Source organism: Sediminicoccus rosea (assembly GCF_033547095.1).
In the GTDB taxonomy this organism is placed as follows: Bacteria; Pseudomonadota; Alphaproteobacteria; order Acetobacterales; family Acetobacteraceae; genus Roseococcus; species Roseococcus rosea.
This window is the reverse complement of the sequence record NZ_CP137852.1, coordinates 4,785,787-4,804,221: the sequence shown is the minus strand read 5'-3', so window position 1 is coordinate 4,804,221 and position 18,435 is coordinate 4,785,787. Positions and strand designations below refer to the sequence as shown.

Sequence of the window (18,435 nt, the reverse complement as noted above, 5' to 3'; positions counted from 1 at the left end):
GGGAGATCCCGGCCCGCCGTGTCTGAGGAACGCCCGTCTGAGGAACGCCCGTCTGAGGAACGCCCGCCCGAGGAGAGCCTGAACACGCAGGGCGGGCGACGCGGCTGGATCTGGCTCGGCGTCTTCTGGCTGGTGGCGGTGCTGGCCTTTGGCGGCGGCGGCGTGACGCTGGCGGTGCTCGGCCCGCCCGCCGCCCCCACCGCCGAATTGGCGCTGGCCCCCATCGAGACGCCACCGCCCGCGCCGCCACCGCCGCGCGGCGTGCCGGAGAGCCTGGCGCGGCATGTGGACCCGGCCCTGGTGGAGTTCACGGCGGCCGGCGCCCTGCCGCGCATCGGCCCGGATGGCCGCATGCCCATGCGCGCCTATGCCCGCCCCTTCGACCGGCAGGACCCGCGCCCGCGCGTGGCGCTCATCCTGGGCGGCATCGGCCTGCGCGCCGGGCTCTCGGAGGAGGCGATCCGCACCCTGCCGCGCAACGTCGCCCTCGCCTTCACCCCCTATGCGCCCAACCCCATCCCCCTGATCGAGGCGGCGCGCGAGCGCGGCTTCGAGACGCTGCTGGCCCTGCCGATGGAGCCGACCGGCTTCCCGATGAACGATCCCGGCCACCGCGCGCTGCTGACGGGGCTTTCGGCCGGCGAGAACGCGCAGCGGCTGGAATGGCTGCTGGCGCGCTTTCCCGGCCATGTCGGGGCCGTCGGTGCGCTGACCTCCATGCGCGGCGACCGCTTCGCCGCCCTGGCCGAGCCCTTCGCCCAGATGCAGCTGGCGCTGAACGCGCGCGGCCTGCTCTATTTCGACGCCCGCCCGGGCGCGCCCCACCCGCAGCGCGCCTGGGGGTTCACCGTGGATGTGGTGGTGGATGAGCCGCATACGCGCGGCGAGATCGAGCAGCGCCTCGCGCAGCTGGAACGCCTGGCGCGGGAACGCGGTGGCGCGCTCGGCTATCTGGGCGAGGTGACGCCGGTGTCGCTGGAGCGCCTTGCCGCCTGGAGCGGCGGGCTCGATGCCCGCGGGGTGGCGCTGGCCCCCGTCACCGCCCTGGTCCGCCGCCCGGAGATCGCCACCCGATGAAAGATCTGTCCCTTTGGCCCTATCGCCCCAATGTGGGGGCTGTCCTGTTCAACGCGGCGGGGCTGATCCTCGTTGCCCGCCGAGCCGACATGCCCAATGCCGAGGGCGCGCCCGGCGGCTGGCAGCTGCCCCAGGGCGGGATGGATGCGGGCGAGGACCCGGCCGTCGCCGTCTTCCGCGAGCTGGAGGAGGAGATCGGCACCGCCCGCGCCGAGATCCTGGCCGAGCACCCGGAATGGCTGAACTACGACCTGCCGCCCGAGCTGATCGGCAAGGCGCTGGGCGGCAAGTATCGCGGCCAGACGCAGAAATGGTTCGCCCTGCGCTTCCTGGGCGAGGATGCCGACATCCGCCTCGACCTCGACCCCCACCCGGAATTCGATGCCTGGCGCTGGGCGCGGCTGGCGGAGCTGCCGGGCATGGCGGTGCCCTTCAAGCGGGCGATCTATGAGCGGCTCGCGGTGGATTTTTCCCGATTTGCCGCCTGAACAGCCTCAGTGCCGGTGGCGATGCGCCGGCGCGGGGGACGCGGCGCCGCCGGCATAGCCGCGCAACTCGGCGTAGCGTGTGACCTGCGCGGTGGAAAGCAGCGCCGTCTGCAGCAGGTGGGTGCGCAGGTGCTCGGCCCGCAGCGCGGCCTGCAGGGCCCCGATCCGCTCGGTCTTGGCGGTGATTTCCGCCGGCGTGATCCGGCGTTCGCGGAAGGCGGCGTCCAGGCCGCGCTCGGCCTCCACGATCTCGGCGCCGAGCCGCCGCGCCTCGGCCCGGTGGGCGGCCATCAGGGCCTCGGTCTCGCGCCGCTGCTCGGGCGTCAGGCCGAGGGGCCCGGCCAGCTCCAGCACATGCATGGGCCCGGGCCAGCCATTCAGCTCGGCGGCGAGCGCCAGCATCATGCCGCGCCCGGCCAGCAGATCCTCGACCTGCTGTGGCGAGAGGGCGCGGATCTCGCGCTGCTGCATCCCCGAATAGGGGATGGCGTGCTGGGCGAGTGCGGGGCTGGCACAAAGGGCGGATGCGATGAGAAGGGCGCGGATCATGCCACGCCTATAGCACCGCGGGCCTCAGAACGCGTCGAAGAAGATCTTGCTGGCGAGCCCGAGCCCCAGCAGCGCGAGCCCCATGGACACGCCCGGCCAATAGGGCCGGGCGCCATATTGCAGCACGAGCGCATTGGCCGCGAGCGAGCCCACCAGCCCCGCCAGCGGCTGCCACCAGGCGAATTGCCAGAAACCGAAGCCCAGCAGCACCAGCCACATGATGAAGGAGGACCGGCCGAGCCAGCGGAAGGCGCGGTCGGCCGGCTCATAGTCCGGGCGCAGCCCGGGGGTGGAGCTGCGCGATTCGATCATGCCGGCGATGGCCAGCGCCACCAGGGCCACGAAGTAGATGTCCATGAAGGGGGGGAAAACACGCCGCGCCCTTTGCCGCAAGACAGGAAAGCGCGAAGATGGCGACCCTGAATCAAGAGGCCCGGCCCATCGTGAAGAAATTCGCCAGCACCGAACGCTACATCGCGCCGCGCGAGCTGGAGGTGGCGGTCAACGCCGCCATCGCCCTGCAACGCCCTCTCCTGGTCAAGGGCGAGCCCGGCACGGGCAAGACCGTGCTGGCGCAGGAGATCGCGCGCAGCATGGGCTACCCGCTGATCGAGTGGCACATCAAATCCACCACCAAGGCGCAGCAGGGCCTCTACGAATACGACGCGGTGAGCCGCCTGCGCGACGGGCAGCTGGGCGATGAGCGCGTGCGGGACGTGTCCAACTACATCATCCGCGGCAAGCTCTGGGAGGCCTTCGCCAGCGAGACGCCGGTCGTCCTGCTGATCGACGAGGTGGACAAGGCGGACATCGAATTCCCGAACGACCTGCTGCTCGAGCTCGACCGCATGCAGTTCCACGTCTACGAGACGAAGGAGACGGTCGTGGCGCGCCACCGCCCCATCGTCATCATCACCTCGAACAACGAGAAGGAGCTGCCGGACGCCTTCCTGCGCCGCTGCTTCTTCCACTTCATCCGCTTCCCCGACCGCGAGACGATGGAGCGCATCCTGGAAGCGCATTACCCGGGCCTGCGCGCCGACCTGGCGCGGGAGGCGCTGAACGTCTTCTTCCAGATCCGCGAGGTGAACGAGCTGAAGAAGAAGCCCGCGACGAGCGAACTGCTGGACTGGCTGAAGCTTCTGATGATCGAGGACATGCCGGCCGAGGCGCTGCGCAGCAGCGACGCCAAGGTGGCGATCCCGCCGCTCTATGGCGCGCTCTTGAAGAACGAGCAGGATGTGCACCTGTTCGAGCGCCTGGCCTTCCTGAGCCGCGCGAGGCGCTAGGCCCATGTTCGCCCCCTTCATCCTCGAGCTGCGAAAGGCCGGGCTGCCCGCCTCGCTCACCGAATGGCTCATGCTGATGGGCGCGATGAAGGCCGGCGTGGCGGATTACGACCTCGAGGATTTCTACCACCTGGCCCGCGCCACGCTGGTGAAGGATGAGCGCCACCTCGACCGCTTCGACGTCGTCTTCGGCCAGGTCTTCAAGGGGCTGGAACCGGCGACGACCATCACCGGCGAGATCATCCCGCGCGAGCTGCCGGAGGAATGGCTGAAGAAGCTGGCCGAGCGCCTCTTCTCGCCCGAGGAGATGAAGAAGATCGAGGCCATGGGCGGCTTCGAGAAGCTGATGGAGACGCTGAAGGAGCGGCTCGCCGAGCAGAAGAAGCGCCACCAGGGCGGCAACCGCATGATCGGCACCAACGGCACCTCGCCCTTCGGCGCCGAGGGGTTCAACCCCGAGGGCGTGCGCATCGGCCAGGAAGGCTCACGCCACCGCCGTGCCGTGAAGGTCTGGGACAAGCGCGAATTCCGCGACCTCGCCGATGACGCGGCCCTCAGCTCGCGCGCCATGAAGCTGGCACTCCGCCGCCTGCGCCGCTTCGCGCGCCAGGGGGCGGCCGATGAGCTGGACATTGACGGCACCATCGGCGCCACCGCGCGCAATGCCGGCACGCTCGACCTCAAGATGCGGCCCGAGCGGCGCAACGCGGTGAAGGTGCTGCTGCTGCTCGACATCGGTGGCAGCATGGATGACCACATCCGTGCCTCGGAGGAGCTGTTCTCCGCCGCGAAGAGCGAGTTCAAGCACCTCGTCCATCTCTACTTCCACAACTGCCCCTATGAGCGCTTCTGGAAGTCCAACCGCCGCCGCGCGGAGCAGCAGACCCCCACCTGGGAGATCCTGCGCACCTATGGCCCCGACTGGCGTGTGGTCTTCGTGGGTGACGCCTCCATGTCGCCCTACGAGATCGTCGAGCCCGGCGGCAGCGTGGAGCATTGGAACGAGGAGGCGGGGAAAATCTGGCTCAAGCGCATCACCGCGCATTTCCGCCGCGTCGCCTGGCTGAACCCCACGCCGGTGAAGCACTGGGGCTACACCACCTCCATCGGCCTCATCCAGGACGCGATGGAGGGGCGGATGTTCCCGATGACGCTGGAAGGCCTGGACGATATGGCGCGGGCGCTGCGGTAACGCACCACCTTGGCCTATTGGAATGCCGCGATGAAGGTCGTGGCGGTCAGGGAAACATGGGCGTCGAGCGGCGGATATAGCTCAAATGCCTTTGGCTCTCGCGCGAAGTCCCAGAGACGAAAGAGGCACCACTCCGCACGATGCGTGTCTGCGGCAGCCAATTCGTTGCGGCTGATGTAGAAGGGGGTTCGTTCCCAACCGTTTGTTGTCTTGACCTCGATGAGTCGACGCTGACCGCCCGGCGTAAAGCTTGCGATATCGTAGCCGGCTCCGTCACCTTCCTCATCCGAGACCCAGCGTACCTTCCTTGCGAGATCGTCGCGGCCTTCCGTTCGCAATGACGCACGCTCATGAGCCAGCACACGCTCTTCCCCGGCGCGACCGAGGGCACGGTTGCGCTCGTCACGGCCCGCGACATCAAACTTCCTCGCAATCTGAGCCATTTGCTCCAGCTCGTTAGGCGGCGCTTGGTTCGACAGGGTGGGCGCAGGTCCGATCCAGAGAGCTGCGCTTTCTTTGAAGCCGGGCTGCGCTTCCACGCGTTGAAGCCGTGAGAGCCACTCCGGATGCGATGACAACCAGCGCGCAACAGCATCAACCAGCGACGCCTGGAAGTTGAAGGCGGGCTTGTACCCAGGAATCCACGCCTCTCCCAAGCCCTTCAGTACCGCGCTGATGTTTTGATGCTTGAACTCGATGGATCCCTCCGAGCGCGTGTTCAAGCGTGGCAAGAGTGCCCTGCGATAGCTGGCCTTGTTGTATGGGGTCCGCGAGGCATCGGCCGCTAACATCGCAAAGTAAGCAGCGACGATCAGGTCGTTTTCTTCGTCCGTCCATTCGTTCGGCATAGCGCTAGGCTAACACTATCGGACACAGGCTGGGGAAGCGCGGGCTACATCATGCGGCGCCGTGGTCACCCATTCGGCCTGAGGATCTGCCGCAGCACCGTGCCCTCCGCCAGCCGGTCGAAGCCCTCGTTGATCTCATCCAGGCTGACGAAGCCGCTCTTCAGCTTCTGGACCGGCAGCTTGCCGCGCCGGTAGAGCCCCAGCAGCAGCGGAATGTCCCGGTTGGGCACGCAGCTTCCCATGTAGCTGCCGCGGATGCTGCGCTCCTCGCTCACCAGCGCCGCATGCAGGTAGGAGAATTTCGCTGCCACATTCGGCAGCCCCGCGCTGATCGTGCTGCCGCCGCGCGCGGTGATGGCATGCGCCAGCTCGAAGGCCGGGATGGTGCCGGCCGTCTCGATCACGGTGTCGAGGCCGCCCGCCGTCGCCTCGCGCACCGCCGCCGCGCAATCCGCGTTGCCGGCGAGGAAGCAGTCCGTCGCCCCCCATTCCCGCGCCAGGTCGAGCTTCGCCTGGCTCGTATCCACCGCGATGATGCGCGACGCCCCCGCCGCCACGGCCGCCAGCAGCGCGTTCATCCCGACACCGCCGAGGCCCACCACCGCCACCTCCTCGCCGGGGCGCAGCCGCGCCGTGTTGATCACCGCCCCCGCGCCCGTCATCACCGCGCAGCCGAAGAGCGCCGCATCCTCCAGCGGAATGTCCTTGTCGATCTTCACCAGGCTGTCACGCATCACGACGGCGAATTGCGCGAAGAGCGAGAGGCCGGAATTGTGGTTCACCACCTCGCCGTTCAGCCGCTTCAGCCGCCGCGCGCCCGACATCAGCGTGCCCTTGGCCCGCGTGTCGAAGGAGGCGGCGCAGATATTGGGCCGGCCGCGCACGCAATAGCGGCACTCGCCGCAGCTCGTGACGAAGAGCGCCACCACATGGTCGCCCTCCTTCAGCCCCGTGACGCCCGCGCCCAGCGCGCGGACGATCCCCGCCCCCTCATGGCCGATGATGATGGGCAAGGGGCGCGGGCGCTGGTTCTCGATGGTGGAGAGATCGGAATGGCAGAGGCCCGCGGCGGCGATCTCGATCAGCACCTCGCCCGGGCCGGGTGGGGCCAGTTCCACCTCCTCGATGCTCATGGGCCGCGTCTCGGCATAGGGGCGCGGCAGGCCCTGGGCCTGCAGCACGGCGGCTTTCATGCGCATGGCGCTTCCTCCTGATTCCTGCCGCAGGCTGGACGCCACCCGCGCGCCTGTCCAGCATGCCCGAAACGAGGGAACCGCCATGACCTACGAGCTCTACGCCATCCGCTACGCCACCAATCCGCGCCGCCAGGTGCGGGACAATTTCATGGTGGCGCCGGGCGACATCCATGACGGCCCGATGCCCATGGATTTCTTCGTCTGGGCCGCGGTGCGCGACGGCCAGGCCATCCTGATCGACAGCGGCGCCGACCGCGAGACCTGCACGAAGCGCGGCCATGACTTCCTGCGCTGCCCGACGGAGGGCCTCGCCGCGCTTGGCGTGAAGCCGGAGAACGTGACGGGCATCATCAGCACGCATCTGCACTGGGACCATGCCGGCAATTTCGAGAAGTTCCCCCGCGCCCGCTTCCACGCCCAGGCCTGCGAGATCCAGCACGCCGTCGGCCCCTGCATGTGCCGCCCCTTCCTGCGCCGCGCCTATGACGTGGAGCAGGTGGTGAGCTTCGTCCGCCTGGTGCATGGCGAGCGCGTGACCTTCCATGAGGGCGAGAGCGAGGTCGCCCCCGGCATCACCGTCCGCCATGTGGGCGGCCATGCGCCGGGCCTGCAGGTGGTGCGCGTGCACACGAAGCGCGGCTGGGTGGTGCTGGCCTCGGACGCCATGCATTTCTTCGCCAATGCCGAGACGGGCGTGCCCTTCCCGGTGGTGGTGAATGTCGAGGACTACCTGGCCGCCCAGGCCATGCTGCCGAGCCTGGGTGAGAGCAAGCAGCATGTGATCCCCGGCCATGATCCGAAGGTCATGGCCTTGTATCCCGCCATTGCACCGGATGTGATCCGGCTGGATGTGGCGCCCGCTTAGGTTGGAAGATCCAAGAAACCGAGTTTCTTGGTGGGTGAGCGCGAGAGGGCAAAGCCCTCTCGCCGACGCTGTCAGGCGCCGAGCTCCCGCCGCACGATCGCGGCCCCTTCCGCCAGCGCCTTCAGCTTGCCGAAGGCGCGTTCGCGCGGCAGGTATTTCATCCCGCAATCAGGTGCCGGCACGATCTTCTCCGCGGGCAGTACCTTGAGGCCCGCGCGGATGCGATCGGCCACCACCTCCGCCGTCTCCACTTCCTTGGAACCCAGGTCGAGCACGCCGAGCATGATGGTCTTGCCCGGCAGTTCCTTCAGGATGGCGAGGTCGAGCTTCGGCTGCGCCGCCTCGATGGAGATCTGCCCGGCCGCGCAATCCGAGAGCTCCGGCAGGAAGGAGTAGCCGGAGGGCTTCTGGTTCACCATCGCCGCATAGCCGAAGCAGAGATGCACGACGGTGGTGCCCTCGATCCCTTCCAGCGCGCGGTTGATGGCGGGCACGGCGAAGGCGCGCGCCATCTCGGGGAAGGCCTGCATCCAGGGCTCGTCCAGCTGGATGACGTCGGCGCCGGCGGCCTTCAGCTCACGGATCTCGGCGTTGAGGGCGATGGCGTAGTCCATCGCGAGCTCGGCCTCGTCCTTGTAGAACAGGTTCTGGCACTGCCGGCTCATGGTGAAGGGCCCGGGCAGGGTGATCTTCACCGCGCGGTCGGTGTTGGCGCGCGCGAAGGCGACGTCGCGCACCTCGACGGCGTGCTTGCGGCGGATGCGGCCGATGACGCGCGGCACCAGCGTCTTGGCGCCGGTGCGGCCCACCACCTCGCCGGGGCCGGAAGGATCAATGCCCTCCAGCGCCGAGGCGAAATGGTTGGAATAGCTCTCGCGGCGGATCTCGCCATCGGTGATGATGTCGATGCCCGCGCGCTCCATGTCGCGCATGGCCAGCACCGTCGCGTCATCCTGCGCCTGGGCCAGGAATTCCGGCGCCACGCGCCACATCTCGGGCGCGCGCACGCGCGGCACAAGGCGCGAGCGCAGCGCCTCCTGGTCCAGCAGCCAGGCGGGCTGGGGGTAGCTGCCCACCACGGTGGTGGGCAGCAGGGGCAAGGGGCGCATCAGCCGACCGGGTTGGTCAGCTCGCCGATGCCCTCGACGCGGATCTTCACCACATCGCCGGTCTTGAGCACCTGCGGCGGCACCATGGCATAGCCCACGCCCTCGGGCGTGCCGGTCATCACCACGTCGCCGGGGAGCAGGGTGAAGCCCTTGGAGAGGTGATGCAGGATCTCCTTCACGTCGAAGATCATCTTGCTGGTGCGGCTGGACTGGCGCTGCTCGCCATTGATCCAGAGCTGGATGGCGAGGTCGCTCGCATCCAGTTCGTCCGCCGGAACGATCCAGGGGCCGAGCGGGCAGGAACCATCGAGCGACTTGCCCTTGAACCACTGGCCGTAGCGGCGCTGCAGGTCGCGCCCTGTCACGTCATTGGCGATGGTCCAGCCGAAGACGTGGCTGAGCGCATCCTCCTTCGCGATATTGGCGCCGGGCTTGCCGATGATGAGGGTCAGTTCGGCCTCGTAGTCGAGCCACTGGGTCACGCCCGTCGCGCCATGATCCGGAATGGTGTCTCCATTCGCGATCACCGTCTCGGGCGCCTTGGTGAAGAATTGCGGGAACTTGGGCAGTTCCGAATTGGTGATGCCGCGGGTGCGGTCGCCCTCGGCCACGTGGTCCATGTAGTTGCGGCCGACGCAGAAGATGTTGCGGGCGGGGCGGGGCAGGGGGGCCAGCAGCTTCACGGAGGCGAGTGGGTGGCGGGCGGCGGCGGGCGGGTTGGCCACCAGGGCGCGGATGGCGGCCAGCGCCGGGGCGCCCGCCGCGATGATCGCGGCCATGTCGGCGTGCGGCAGGCCGGCGGCGGTGAGGTCCAGCACCTCGGAATCGCCCAGCATGGCGCCGGGACGGATGGTGTTGGCATGGGCGAAGGTGACGAGGCGAAGGGCCATGGCTGGTCTCTTTCTGGGACAGGGCGACAGGGGAAGCCGGTCGGAATGGTTTGACAAGCCCCTGGCAATTTGTCTCAAATTGCGAGACAACTCGTCTTTCTGCAACATTGTGGTTGCAACCGTCGCGATCATCCTCCTAAGTTGCGTCCAACAAGGCCTGCGCCGCCCCTGGCATCCCCGTGCCGGTGGTCCGCTGGCTGGACCATTCCTGGCGAACCCCCTGGCCGAGGACTGACGCTTGACCCTGGTTGCCCCCCCTGGACTGTCGCGGCGCCACGCCCTGCTCGGGCTCTCCGCCGCCGCGCTCCCCGCCTTCGCCGCCGCTCCTGCCGCCGCCACCCAGGCCCGGCCGCCCAGCGACATCCAGCGCGCCGAATGGGCCGCCTTCCGGGACCGCTTCCTGGCGCCCGAGGGCCGCATCGTGGACACGGGCAACCAGAACATCTCACATTCGGAAGGGCAGGGCTGGGCCCTGATGTCGGCCGTCCGCGCCGATGACCGCGAGGCCTTCGACCGCATCCTCGCCTGGACCGTCACCACCCTGCGCCGCCCGCAGGATGAGCTGTTTTCCTGGCGCTTCCGCCCCAATGCCAGCAACCCGGTGGATGACCCGAACAACGCGACGGATGGGGACCTCTTCATCGCCTGGGCGCTGCTCGAGGCCGGCCAGCGCTGGGGCAACCGCGACCACACGGCGCAGGGAACGGCCATGGCGCGGGACATCCTGCGCCTGCTGGTCCGCCGCGCCGGCAGCTACTGGGTGCTGCTGCCCGGCGCCCGCGGCTTCGAGCGGGCCGACCACACCATCGTGAACCCCTCCTATTATGCCTTCCCGGCGATCCGCGCCCTGGCCCAGGCCGTGCCGGATCCCGCCTGGCTGCGCGTCGCCGCCGATGGCGTGGCGCTGATGCGCAACGGCCGCTTCGGCCGCTGGGGCCTGCCGCCCGATTGGCTGGCGGTGCGCCGGGTGGATGGCCTGCTCTCCCTGCCGGGCGACTGGGCGCCGCGCTTCTCCTATGACGCGCTGCGCGTGCCGCTCTACATGGCCTGGGTCGGCCTGGCGCAGGAGCCGAGCCTGACCGGCTCCGCCGATTTCTGGAATGATCCGCGCCACCGGCACCTGCCGGCCTGGGTGGACCTGACCACGAACATCATCTCGCCCTACGCGGCTTCGCCCGGGATCGGCGGCGTCGCCGCGCTCGCCACGGCGCGGCGGGGCCATGCGCCGACCCCGCGCCATGCGCGCCTCGCGATGCCCGGAACCGCGGTTCCGCCGATGCCGGATTACTACTCTGGCGCGTTGAGCCTGCTTTCAACACTCGCGGCGCGCGACTCTGATATGATTTGATGCATACTGCGATGCAATCAATCTAAATTTCAAAGTCGAGGGTTTCGTTGACGCGGGTTTGAAGGCATCCTAGGGCCTTACCAGCAACAGGGATTTGCGTTCTCGATGGGCCAGGAGCCAGACGTGGCGCGGGTGGCCGCCGCCATGAACACGCCAGGCTTGAAGTACCGCAGCTTCGGAAACCTGCCGGTTCGCACGGAGTCGGCCAGGGGTGACGGCGCGCCTATCGGTCCGCAAGAAGTCCTGCGTGAATTGCGCTCCGTCTCCGCCGCGCTGCGCTCCGAGGAATCCGCGCCGCCGCCTGAGCCGCCGACCGCCATGGCCGCCATCATGGCGGTGCCCCCCATCGACGACAAACCCGCGCCGCTCCCGCCCGCACCCCGCCTCCGGCCGCCAGCCCCGGCCGCCGCGCCCCTGGCCGCAGCGGCACCCGCCACGGCCTTCGCGCCGCCGCCGCGCCTGCGCGAGCCGGTGGTGCCCACCCCACCCAGCGCCACGCCGCCCAGCGCCACCCCATCCCTGCCGGCTGCCCCTCTTACCGGGGCAGCGCCGCCGCCGGCCCCCCGGCTGGGCGCGATGCCCGCAGCCGCGCCCGAGGCAAGGGCCCCCTTGGCGAGCGCGCCCATCCCGCCGCCCCTTCCGGCGGTGCCGGTCGCACCGCCCCCGCCGCTGCCGCCGATTGCGGTGAGCGCGCCCGCGCCCGCGATGGCGGCCGCTCCGCCGCCACGGCCGGTCTCGGCGCCCGTGCCCGTCCCCGTCGTCGCGCCGGTGCCACCGGTGCCACCAGCGCCGCCGCCCGCGGTGATGAGCGCGCCCTCCGTCGTGCCGCCGCCGCCCGCCCCGCGCCCGCCCGCGCGCCCGGCGGTGATGGCCGCGCCGGTGGTGGCGATCGCTCCGCCGCCGGCCGCGCCGCCGCCCGCGCCCGCGGTGAAGAGCGCCCCTGTCATGGTGGTCGCCCCGCCGCCCGCCCCCATCATGGCGCCGGCCGCACCCAGGCCGCAGGCCGTCGCCCCGCCGCCCGCGGTGCCGCTGGCCCCCGCCGCTGCCCCGCCCGCCGCCCCGCAGGCCGCTGCGCCGAAGCCCGTCGCACCGCCCGCCCCGCCGACCGATGCCGATCAGGATGAGGCTGCGGCCGCGCTGCTGGCCGGCATCGACTGGTCCGTCCTGACGCGCCCCGCGCCCCGTCCGGCGGCGCGCCGGCCCGCCCCGCCGCCGGCCGCCGCCCCCCGTGCCCCCGAGCCTGCCACCGCGCCGCCTGTCGCGCCGCCCGTGGGTCCGCCCCCGGCTGCGCGCACCCCGCCCGCGCCCACCCTGGCCGCCGCTCCGGCTGCCGCCCTGGAATCGGCGCTGTTCCCCCCGACGGCGGAGCCGGCCGCGCCCGCCCCGCCCGTGGAACTGGTCCTGTTCGCCCCGCCGGTTGAGCCGGTCCCGCCCGCTCCGCCAGCGGAGCCGGTTTCCTACACCCCGCCCGCGCCGCCGGTGTCCTATGCCGCTCCGGTCGAGCCGGCTTCTTATGCCCCGCCGGCGCAGCCGGCCTCGTATGCCCCGCCGGTGCCGCCGGCCTCGTATGCCCCGCCGGCGCAGCCGGCCTCGTATGCTCCGCCCGCGCCGCCGGCTTCCTACGCCCCGCCGGCGCAGCCGGCTTCCTACGCCCCGCCCGCGCCCGAGCCCGCCCGCGCCCCCAGCCCGCCGCCCGCGCCTTTGGTGCTGGCTCCGGCCCCACCCCCGCCCGCTCCGATGACGCCGCGGCCCGCCCCCGCGCCCGCCGCCCCGCTGGCGGACTTCGCGATCTTCAGCGGGCTCTCCGCGCCGCGTGACGCTGCGCCGCCGGCGCCCCCCGCGCCGGCCGGCAGCACGCTCAGCCGGCTGAAGCAGGTCGTCGCCCATCCCGGCAGCGCGGGCCTGCCCGAGCCCCTGGCCGGCCGCGCCCCTCATGATCCGCCACTCCGCCCCGGCGGGAACGCCCTCCCGGCCGCAGCCGTGACAGTTCCCCTGGGGGAGGTTATGCGTCTTGTCGCGTCGGGCGGCCCGCCTGCTGCATCCCCCTTTGACACGTTCCGCGCCGCCCTGCGGGCGCCGTCAAGCTTCTAGGCTGCCGGAGGCTCCATGCCCCTCATTTGCTTCGCGTCCCCCAAGGGTGGTGTCGGAAAGACCACATTGGCCGCCAATGTGGCGGATGCCATGCGGCGCCAGGGCCGCCGCGTGCTGGTGATGGATTTCGACCCGCAGAACACGCTGCGCCTGCATTTCGGTGTCCCCCTGAGCGACATCGCCGGCTTCATGACCGAACTGCCGAAGCGCCCCGACTGGCGTGAGATGGTGCGCCAGACCGCCTCCGGCGTGATGCTGCTGCCGCACGGTTCGATCGACATCCGCGGCGCCCTCGGTCTGGCCCACGCGCTCGAGCGCGACCCCGAGCTGCTGGCCGCGCCGCTGCGCGCCATCCTGACCGACCCCAGCCTGCTGGTGATCGCCGATACGCCGCCCGGCGCCTCGCATGCGCTCAGCATCCTGGCGCCCATGGCCTCCATGGTCTGCGCCGTGCTGCTGGCGGATGCGACCAGCGCCGCGCTGGTGCCCGACATCGACAGCGGGCGCTTCCTCGGCGCCGGCACCATGGCCGCGCTCTTCGCCGGCCGCCTGCGCGTCGTGCTGAACGGGGTGGATCCCAACACCCGCCTCTCCCGCGCCGCGGCCGAGACGGTGGCGCGCCACCTCGGGCCCCGCCTGCTCGGCGCCATCTGCCGCGAGGAGATCGTGGCCGAGGCGCTCGCCGCCCAGCGCCTGGTGCTCGACCTCGCGCCCAACAGCCAGGCGGCGGAGGATCTGCGCGAGATCGCGCGTGGCATCGAGGCGGCCCTGCCCCCCGTGCCGGAACCCTTCTCGCCGGGGTGGGGCGCGCGATGAGCGAAGTCGCTGCCCGGAAGGAGTGGCTGGCCCGGCTTCCGCTGATGCGGAACAAGTGGTTCGGCTGGCTGATCGTCACTCTGGGCGCGATCCTCTCGCTCACCATCATCACCGTGCCGATGTCGGCCGAGCAGCAGGTCATCTTCGCGCTCGGCTGCCTCTTCCTGTTCCTCGTCTTCAACCGCATCCAGGGCCGCACGATCACGCTGATGCTGATCGTGCTCTCGCTGCTGGTCTCGCTGCGCTACATCTTCTGGCGGCTGACCGAGACGCTGGATTTCAGCACCTTCCTGCAGAGCTTCCTCGGCGTCGGCCTGCTGATGGCCGAGGTCTACGCGATCGTCGCGCTCGTCCTCGCCTATTTCCAGACGCTCTGGCCGCTTGACCGCAAGCCGGCGCCGCTGCCGGCCAACCCGGATGACTGGCCCTCGGTGGATGTCTTCATCCCGACCTACAACGAGCCGCTGGACGTGGTGCGCCCCACCGTCTTCGCCGCGCTCGCGCTCGACTGGCCGTCGGACAAGCTGAACGTCTACCTGCTGGATGACGGGCGGCGCGAGGATTTCCGCCGCTTCGCCGAGGAGGTGGGCTGCCACTACATCATCCGGCCCGACAACAAGGGCGCCAAGGCGGGCAACATCAACCACGCGCTGGCGCAGACCAGCTCGGAATACGTCGTCATCTTCGACTGCGACCACGTGGCGACGCGCGGCTTCCTCCAGCTCAGCCTGGGCTGGATGCTGCGCGACCAGGGCCTCGCGATGGTGCAGACGCCGCACTACTTCTACTCGCCCGATCCCTTCGAGCGGAACCTGGCCGCCGGCCAGCGCGTGCCGAATGAGGGCCTGCTCTTCTATGGCCTGATCCAGCAGGGCAATGACTTCTGGGGCGCCACCTTCTTCTGCGGCTCCTGCGCCGTCATCCGGCGGACCGCGCTGGAATCCGTGGGCGGCGTGCCGACCGAGACGGTGACCGAGGACTGCCACTGCTCGCTCCGGATGCAGAAGAAGGGCTGGCGCACCGCCTATCTGCGCGTGCCGCTGGCCGCCGGCCTCGCGACCGAGCGCCTCATGCTGCATATCGGCCAGCGCATGCGCTGGGGCCGCGGCATGATCCAGATTCTGCGCGTGGAGAATCCACTTTTTTCACGCGGCCTGAACCTCGCGCAGCGGCTTTGCTACTTCAACGCGATGTTCCACTTCCTGTTCCCGCTGCCGCGCTTCGTGTTCCTGACCGCGCCGCTGGCCTTCCTGATCTTTGGCGAGAGCATCATCGCGGCCTCGCCGCTCGCCATCGTGGCCTATGCCGGACCGCACATCGTGCTCTCGGTCACCACGGCGTCGCGCATCCAGAAGACCGTCCGCCACTCCTTCTGGTCCGAGATCTATGAGACGGTGCTGACCGTCTACCTGCTGCCGGTGACGCTCTCGACGCTGCTCGACCCCAAGCGCGGCCGCTTCAACGTGACCGACAAGGGCGGCACGCTGGAGGAGGGCTATTTCGACCTGCGCGCCGTGGGCCCCAACATGTTCCTGGCGGCGGCGCTGCTGATCGGCTTGCTGCTCGGCATCTACGGCCTCGCGGCGAATGCGCCGCAGACGCTGGAGTTCCAGGCCTTCGCGCTCAACGTCATCTGGGCGACCTTCTGCCTCGTCGCGGTGCTGGCGGGCCTCGCCGTGGGCCGCGAGCGGCGCCAGGTGCGCTCCCGCGCCCGCGTCTCGGCCGAGGTCGAGGCCGCGGTGCTGCTGGCCGATGGCCGCCGGATCGAGGGCATGTCGGAGGATCTCTCGCTCGGCGGGGCGGCCCTGCGCATGCCCGCGCCCGAGAACCGGGGCGACGACAATCTGGTGATGGTCGAGCTGGATGCCGGCTCGCAGCGCGTGACCGTGCCGGCGGAGGTCTTGCGCTGGCAGGACGATCGTCTCAATTTGCGCTTCCTGCCGCAGGACATGCAGGACGAAGGCAGTATTGTGATCGCGACCCTGTGTCGCGCCGATGCCTGGGTGGACTGGGACAACATCCGCGAGGATCGCCCTCTGCGTTCGCTGAAGGAAGTGCTTGTGTCGATTGGTGGTCTCTTCGCCGGTGGGTCGCAGTTCAGCTTCCGCAAGCGCACCCCTGCGGGCCGTTCGATCCAGGTGCCCGACACCATGCCGGACCTCGCCCAGGCGAAGGCCGGGGAGGTGCAGGCGCCGGCCGCGATGAAGCGCGGCGGGTTGGTGCGTCCCTCGATTCCGGCCGCGGTGGCGCTCTCGCTCATGGTCGCCTCCGGCATGGCCTCGGCGCAGACGCGCGGGCCGCAGCCGCCCACGCTTTCCCCGCCGCCGGCCCTCTCCCCGCCGCCGCTCTCGGCCCCGCCCGCGCTTTCGCCGCCGCCCGGCCTCGCCCCGGCGCCACTCCTGCCGCCCATCCTGGGCGCACCGCCCGGCGGCGCACCGGCCCTCGCCGCCCCGGCGCAGGGCGCGCTGTCCGAGAACCCGCTGATGGCCACCCCCGGCCAGGACGCGCCCGGCACCCGCACCGAAACCCGCACCCTGCGGCAGCTCGGCCTGCGCGGCCCGATGCAGATGCGCGGCGTCTCGGATCTGCAGGGCCTGCTCTTCGGCGTGCGTGGCGACGAGGTGGTCACCTCCGCCCGGCTCACCCTGCAGGGCGCGACCTCGCCCGCCCTGATCCCCGAGCTGAGCCAGATCGCCTTCACGCTGAATGAGCAGTTCATCGGCACCATCCAGCCCGACCGCGCCCGCCCGGCCTTCGGCCCGCTGGAATTCCCGATCAACCCCTTCTTCTTCGCCGATGTGAACCGGCTGAACTTCCGCTTCACCGGCCGCTACGCCATCGAGTGCAACGATCCGCTCTCCGGCCTGCTCTGGAGCACGATCTCCGACAACTCCACCATCTCGCTGCGACTCGAGCGCCTGCCGATCACGCGCGACCTGGCCCGCCTGCCTGAGCCCTTCTTCGACCCGCGCCAGCTGCGCGAGCCCCTCGTGCTGCCCTTCATCCTGCCCGACGTGGCGAGCAACGACGCGCTGCGCGCGGCGGCCATCGTCTCCTCCTGGTTCGCGGTGCAGGCGGATTACCGCGGCTCGACCTTCCCCGTCGGCAATGTGATCCCGCAGCGCGGCAATGCGGTGGTGATCTCGGCCAGCCTCGACTCCATCCCCGGGGTGATGATGCCCCGGCTGGAGGGCCCGACGCTGGCCATCCTGCCCAATCCGAACGACCCGCTGGGCCTGCTGCTCGTCATCGCCGGCCGCAACGGCCAGGAGGCGGTGGCCGCGGCGACCGCGCTCGGCGTCGGCCGCGAGGCCTTGAGCGGCGAGCTGGTCACGATCCAGGCGCAGGATATCCCGCCGCGCCAGCCCTATGACGCGCCGCGCTGGGTGCGGGTGGACCGCCCGCTGCGCTTCGGCGAGATCATGGACCCGTCGGAGCTGCAAGCCTTCGGCTATGTGCCCGGCCCCATCGCCGTGCCCTTCCGCACCGCGCCCGACCTCTACACGGCACGCGACCGGGCGCTCTCCGCCCAGATCCGCTTCCGCGCGCCGCCCGGGCCGATCATGGATGTCGCCGTCTCGCGCCTCGATGTGGCGCTGAACGATATCTATCTGCGCTCCGCGCCGCTGCGCCAGGCCGAGGCCTCCTGGCCCTTCAACTGGATCCAGCGCCAGGTCACCCAGAGCGAGACGGACGAGGTGCAGATCGGCCTGCCGAGCTACATGCTCTTCGGCCAGAACGAGCTGCAGCTGCGCTTCGACATGCGCCCGCTGCACCGCGGCGACTGCATCGCGGTGCCGGGCGACATCCGCGCCTCGGTGGACCCGGACAGCACGATCGACCTGAGCGGCGCGCATCGCTTCACGACGCTGCCCAACCTCGCCTTCTTCACCTCCTCGGGCTTCCCCTTCACGAAATACGCGGATCTCTCGCAGACCGCCGTGGTGCTGCCCGACCGTCCCTCGCAGGCGGAGCTGGAATCCTTCCTCACCATGCTGGGCCGCATCGCGGCGCTGGTCAGCTATCCGCCGGTGAACCTGCAGGTGGTGCGGCCGGATGCGCTGCAATCCGTGGCGGGCAAGGACCTGCTGGTGATCGGCACGCTGGGCCGGCAGCCCGCCCTGCAGACGCTGCTGCGCGACGGGCCGCTGCAGCTCGAGGGCAACCGTCTCACGGTCCGCCTGAACGACGTGTTCGGCGATTTCCGCAACCTCTTCGGCGGCGAGCGCCGCGGCGAGCTGGAGCGCGTCTCGGCGCTGCTGGCCAATCCGGGTGAGGCACTGGGCGCGCTGATCGGCTTCGAGAGCCCGCTGACCTCGGGCCGCTCGGTGGTGGCGCTGACCGGCTCCAGCCCCGCCGGGCTGGAGGCGATGGTCACCGCGCTGCGCGACCCCGAGCAGGTGCCGCGCGTCCAGGGCGACACGGCGATCCTGAGCGGCGGTCGCATCCAGGCCTTCCGCGTTGGCTCCACCTACACGCATGGCAGCCTGCCGCCCTGGCTCTGGCCGGAATACTTCATGAAGGACAACCCCTATGTCCTGCTCGGCGTCTTCCTGCTGGTCCTCCTGCTGATCCCGGGCCCGATCTACTGGATCCTGCGGCGCCGCGCGGCGCAGCGCCTGCGCGAACGCTCGGTCTGAGGGAGGCCGGATGATGTCGAAAAGCACAAGGCCGACA

The 18,435-nt window shown here is 70.5% G+C and carries 15 protein-coding genes; 8 read left to right on the top strand and 7 right to left on the bottom strand.

What is annotated here, in order from left to right; all coding sequences use genetic code 11:
* Positions 1–18 precede the first annotated feature (18 nt).
* Positions 19–1,077, top strand: coding sequence for a divergent polysaccharide deacetylase family protein (locus R9Z33_RS23130; RefSeq protein ID WP_318648936.1), 1,059 nt, complete (start codon positions 19–21; stop codon positions 1,075–1,077).
* Positions 1,074–1,565: an RNA pyrophosphohydrolase gene (locus R9Z33_RS23125; RefSeq protein WP_318648935.1), complete on the top strand. Its 492-nt coding sequence runs from the start codon at positions 1,074–1,076 to the stop codon at positions 1,563–1,565. The genes R9Z33_RS23130 and R9Z33_RS23125 overlap by 4 nt, the downstream gene beginning before the upstream one ends.
* Before the next feature lie 6 nt (positions 1,566–1,571).
* On the opposite strand, the gene R9Z33_RS23120 is transcribed toward R9Z33_RS23125, so the two are convergent.
* Positions 1,572–2,114 carry a periplasmic heavy metal sensor gene (locus R9Z33_RS23120; RefSeq protein WP_318648934.1) on the bottom strand — a complete coding sequence of 181 codons (543 nt, stop codon included), beginning with the start codon at positions 2,112–2,114 and terminating at the stop codon, positions 1,572–1,574.
* A gap of 24 nt (positions 2,115–2,138) precedes the next feature.
* A complete protein-coding gene (locus R9Z33_RS23115) occupies positions 2,139–2,471 on the bottom strand; it encodes a hypothetical protein (protein ID WP_318648933.1) in 333 nt (110 codons plus the stop codon).
* A 53-nt stretch (positions 2,472–2,524) separates the two neighbouring features.
* Between R9Z33_RS23115 and R9Z33_RS23110 the strand changes: the two genes are divergently transcribed.
* Positions 2,525–3,403: an AAA family ATPase gene (locus R9Z33_RS23110; protein ID WP_318648932.1), complete on the top strand. Its 879-nt coding sequence runs from the start codon at positions 2,525–2,527 to the stop codon at positions 3,401–3,403.
* A gap of 4 nt (positions 3,404–3,407) precedes the next feature.
* On the top strand, positions 3,408–4,595 hold the full coding sequence (locus tag R9Z33_RS23105; RefSeq protein WP_318648931.1) for a vWA domain-containing protein: 1,188 nt from the start codon (positions 3,408–3,410) through the stop codon (positions 4,593–4,595).
* A gap of 14 nt (positions 4,596–4,609) precedes the next feature.
* On the opposite strand, the gene R9Z33_RS23100 is transcribed toward R9Z33_RS23105, so the two are convergent.
* Positions 4,610–5,443 (bottom strand): DUF3883 domain-containing protein, encoded by an 834-nt coding sequence (locus R9Z33_RS23100; RefSeq protein ID WP_318648930.1) that lies wholly within the window; start codon positions 5,441–5,443, stop codon positions 4,610–4,612.
* Between the two features lie 65 nt (positions 5,444–5,508).
* Positions 5,509–6,642 (bottom strand): alcohol dehydrogenase catalytic domain-containing protein, encoded by a 1,134-nt coding sequence (locus tag R9Z33_RS23095; protein WP_318648928.1) that lies wholly within the window; start codon positions 6,640–6,642, stop codon positions 5,509–5,511.
* Between the two features lie 79 nt (positions 6,643–6,721).
* On the opposite strand from R9Z33_RS23095, the gene R9Z33_RS23090 reads away from it, so the two are divergent.
* Positions 6,722–7,504 carry an N-acyl homoserine lactonase family protein gene (locus R9Z33_RS23090; protein WP_318648927.1) on the top strand — a complete coding sequence of 261 codons (783 nt, stop codon included), beginning with the start codon at positions 6,722–6,724 and terminating at the stop codon, positions 7,502–7,504.
* Between the two features lie 71 nt (positions 7,505–7,575).
* On the opposite strand, the gene R9Z33_RS23085 is transcribed toward R9Z33_RS23090, so the two are convergent.
* The gene (locus tag R9Z33_RS23085; RefSeq protein ID WP_318648926.1) at positions 7,576–8,613 is read right to left on the bottom strand and encodes a 5-methyltetrahydropteroyltriglutamate--homocysteine methyltransferase; all 1,038 of its coding nucleotides are present in this window, start codon (positions 8,611–8,613) and stop codon (positions 7,576–7,578) included.
* Positions 8,613–9,503, bottom strand: coding sequence for a fumarylacetoacetate hydrolase family protein (locus R9Z33_RS23080; RefSeq protein ID WP_318648925.1), 891 nt, complete (start codon positions 9,501–9,503; stop codon positions 8,613–8,615). The genes R9Z33_RS23085 and R9Z33_RS23080 overlap by 1 nt, the downstream gene beginning before the upstream one ends.
* Before the next feature lie 238 nt (positions 9,504–9,741).
* On the opposite strand from R9Z33_RS23080, the gene R9Z33_RS23075 reads away from it, so the two are divergent.
* Entirely contained in the window at positions 9,742–10,851 is a 1,110-nt protein-coding gene (locus R9Z33_RS23075; RefSeq protein WP_318648924.1) for a glycosyl hydrolase family 8, read from the top strand.
* A 77-nt stretch (positions 10,852–10,928) separates the two neighbouring features.
* On the opposite strand, the gene R9Z33_RS23070 is transcribed toward R9Z33_RS23075, so the two are convergent.
* Positions 10,929–11,798 (bottom strand): hypothetical protein, encoded by an 870-nt coding sequence (locus tag R9Z33_RS23070; protein WP_318648923.1) that lies wholly within the window; start codon positions 11,796–11,798, stop codon positions 10,929–10,931.
* A 1,159-nt stretch (positions 11,799–12,957) separates the two neighbouring features.
* On the opposite strand from R9Z33_RS23070, the gene R9Z33_RS23065 reads away from it, so the two are divergent.
* Complete coding sequence (locus R9Z33_RS23065; protein ID WP_318648922.1) at positions 12,958–13,758, top strand: cellulose synthase operon protein YhjQ/BcsQ; 801 nt, start codon at positions 12,958–12,960, stop codon at positions 13,756–13,758.
* Positions 13,755–18,398 carry a UDP-forming cellulose synthase catalytic subunit gene (gene bcsA, locus R9Z33_RS23060; RefSeq protein WP_318648921.1) on the top strand — a complete coding sequence of 1,548 codons (4,644 nt, stop codon included), beginning with the start codon at positions 13,755–13,757 and terminating at the stop codon, positions 18,396–18,398. Before R9Z33_RS23065 ends, bcsA begins: the two co-directional genes overlap by 4 nt.
* Positions 18,399–18,435: the final 37 nt, after the last annotated feature.

Coding starts and splice junctions, on each gene's coding strand:
- R9Z33_RS23125 (WP_318648935.1), top strand. CDS start 1,074: ATGAAAGATCTGTCCCTTTGGCCCTATCGCCCCAATGTGGGGGCTGTC.
- R9Z33_RS23120 (WP_318648934.1), bottom strand. CDS start 2,114: ATGATCCGCGCCCTTCTCATCGCATCCGCCCTTTGTGCCAGCCCCGCA.
- R9Z33_RS23115 (WP_318648933.1), bottom strand. CDS start 2,471: ATGGACATCTACTTCGTGGCCCTGGTGGCGCTGGCCATCGCCGGCATG.
- R9Z33_RS23110 (WP_318648932.1), top strand. CDS start 2,525: ATGGCGACCCTGAATCAAGAGGCCCGGCCCATCGTGAAGAAATTCGCC.
- R9Z33_RS23105 (WP_318648931.1), top strand. CDS start 3,408: ATGTTCGCCCCCTTCATCCTCGAGCTGCGAAAGGCCGGGCTGCCCGCC.
- R9Z33_RS23100 (WP_318648930.1), bottom strand. CDS start 5,443: ATGCCGAACGAATGGACGGACGAAGAAAACGACCTGATCGTCGCTGCT.
- R9Z33_RS23095 (WP_318648928.1), bottom strand. CDS start 6,642: ATGCGCATGAAAGCCGCCGTGCTGCAGGCCCAGGGCCTGCCGCGCCCC.
- R9Z33_RS23090 (WP_318648927.1), top strand. CDS start 6,722: ATGACCTACGAGCTCTACGCCATCCGCTACGCCACCAATCCGCGCCGC.
- R9Z33_RS23085 (WP_318648926.1), bottom strand. CDS start 8,613: ATGCGCCCCTTGCCCCTGCTGCCCACCACCGTGGTGGGCAGCTACCCC.
- R9Z33_RS23080 (WP_318648925.1), bottom strand. CDS start 9,503: ATGGCCCTTCGCCTCGTCACCTTCGCCCATGCCAACACCATCCGTCCC.
- R9Z33_RS23070 (WP_318648923.1), bottom strand. CDS start 11,798: ATGACAGGGGCGCTCTTCACCGCGGGCGCGGGCGGCGGCGCGGCCGGC.
- R9Z33_RS23065 (WP_318648922.1), top strand. CDS start 12,958: ATGCCCCTCATTTGCTTCGCGTCCCCCAAGGGTGGTGTCGGAAAGACC.
- bcsA (WP_318648921.1), top strand. CDS start 13,755: ATGAGCGAAGTCGCTGCCCGGAAGGAGTGGCTGGCCCGGCTTCCGCTG.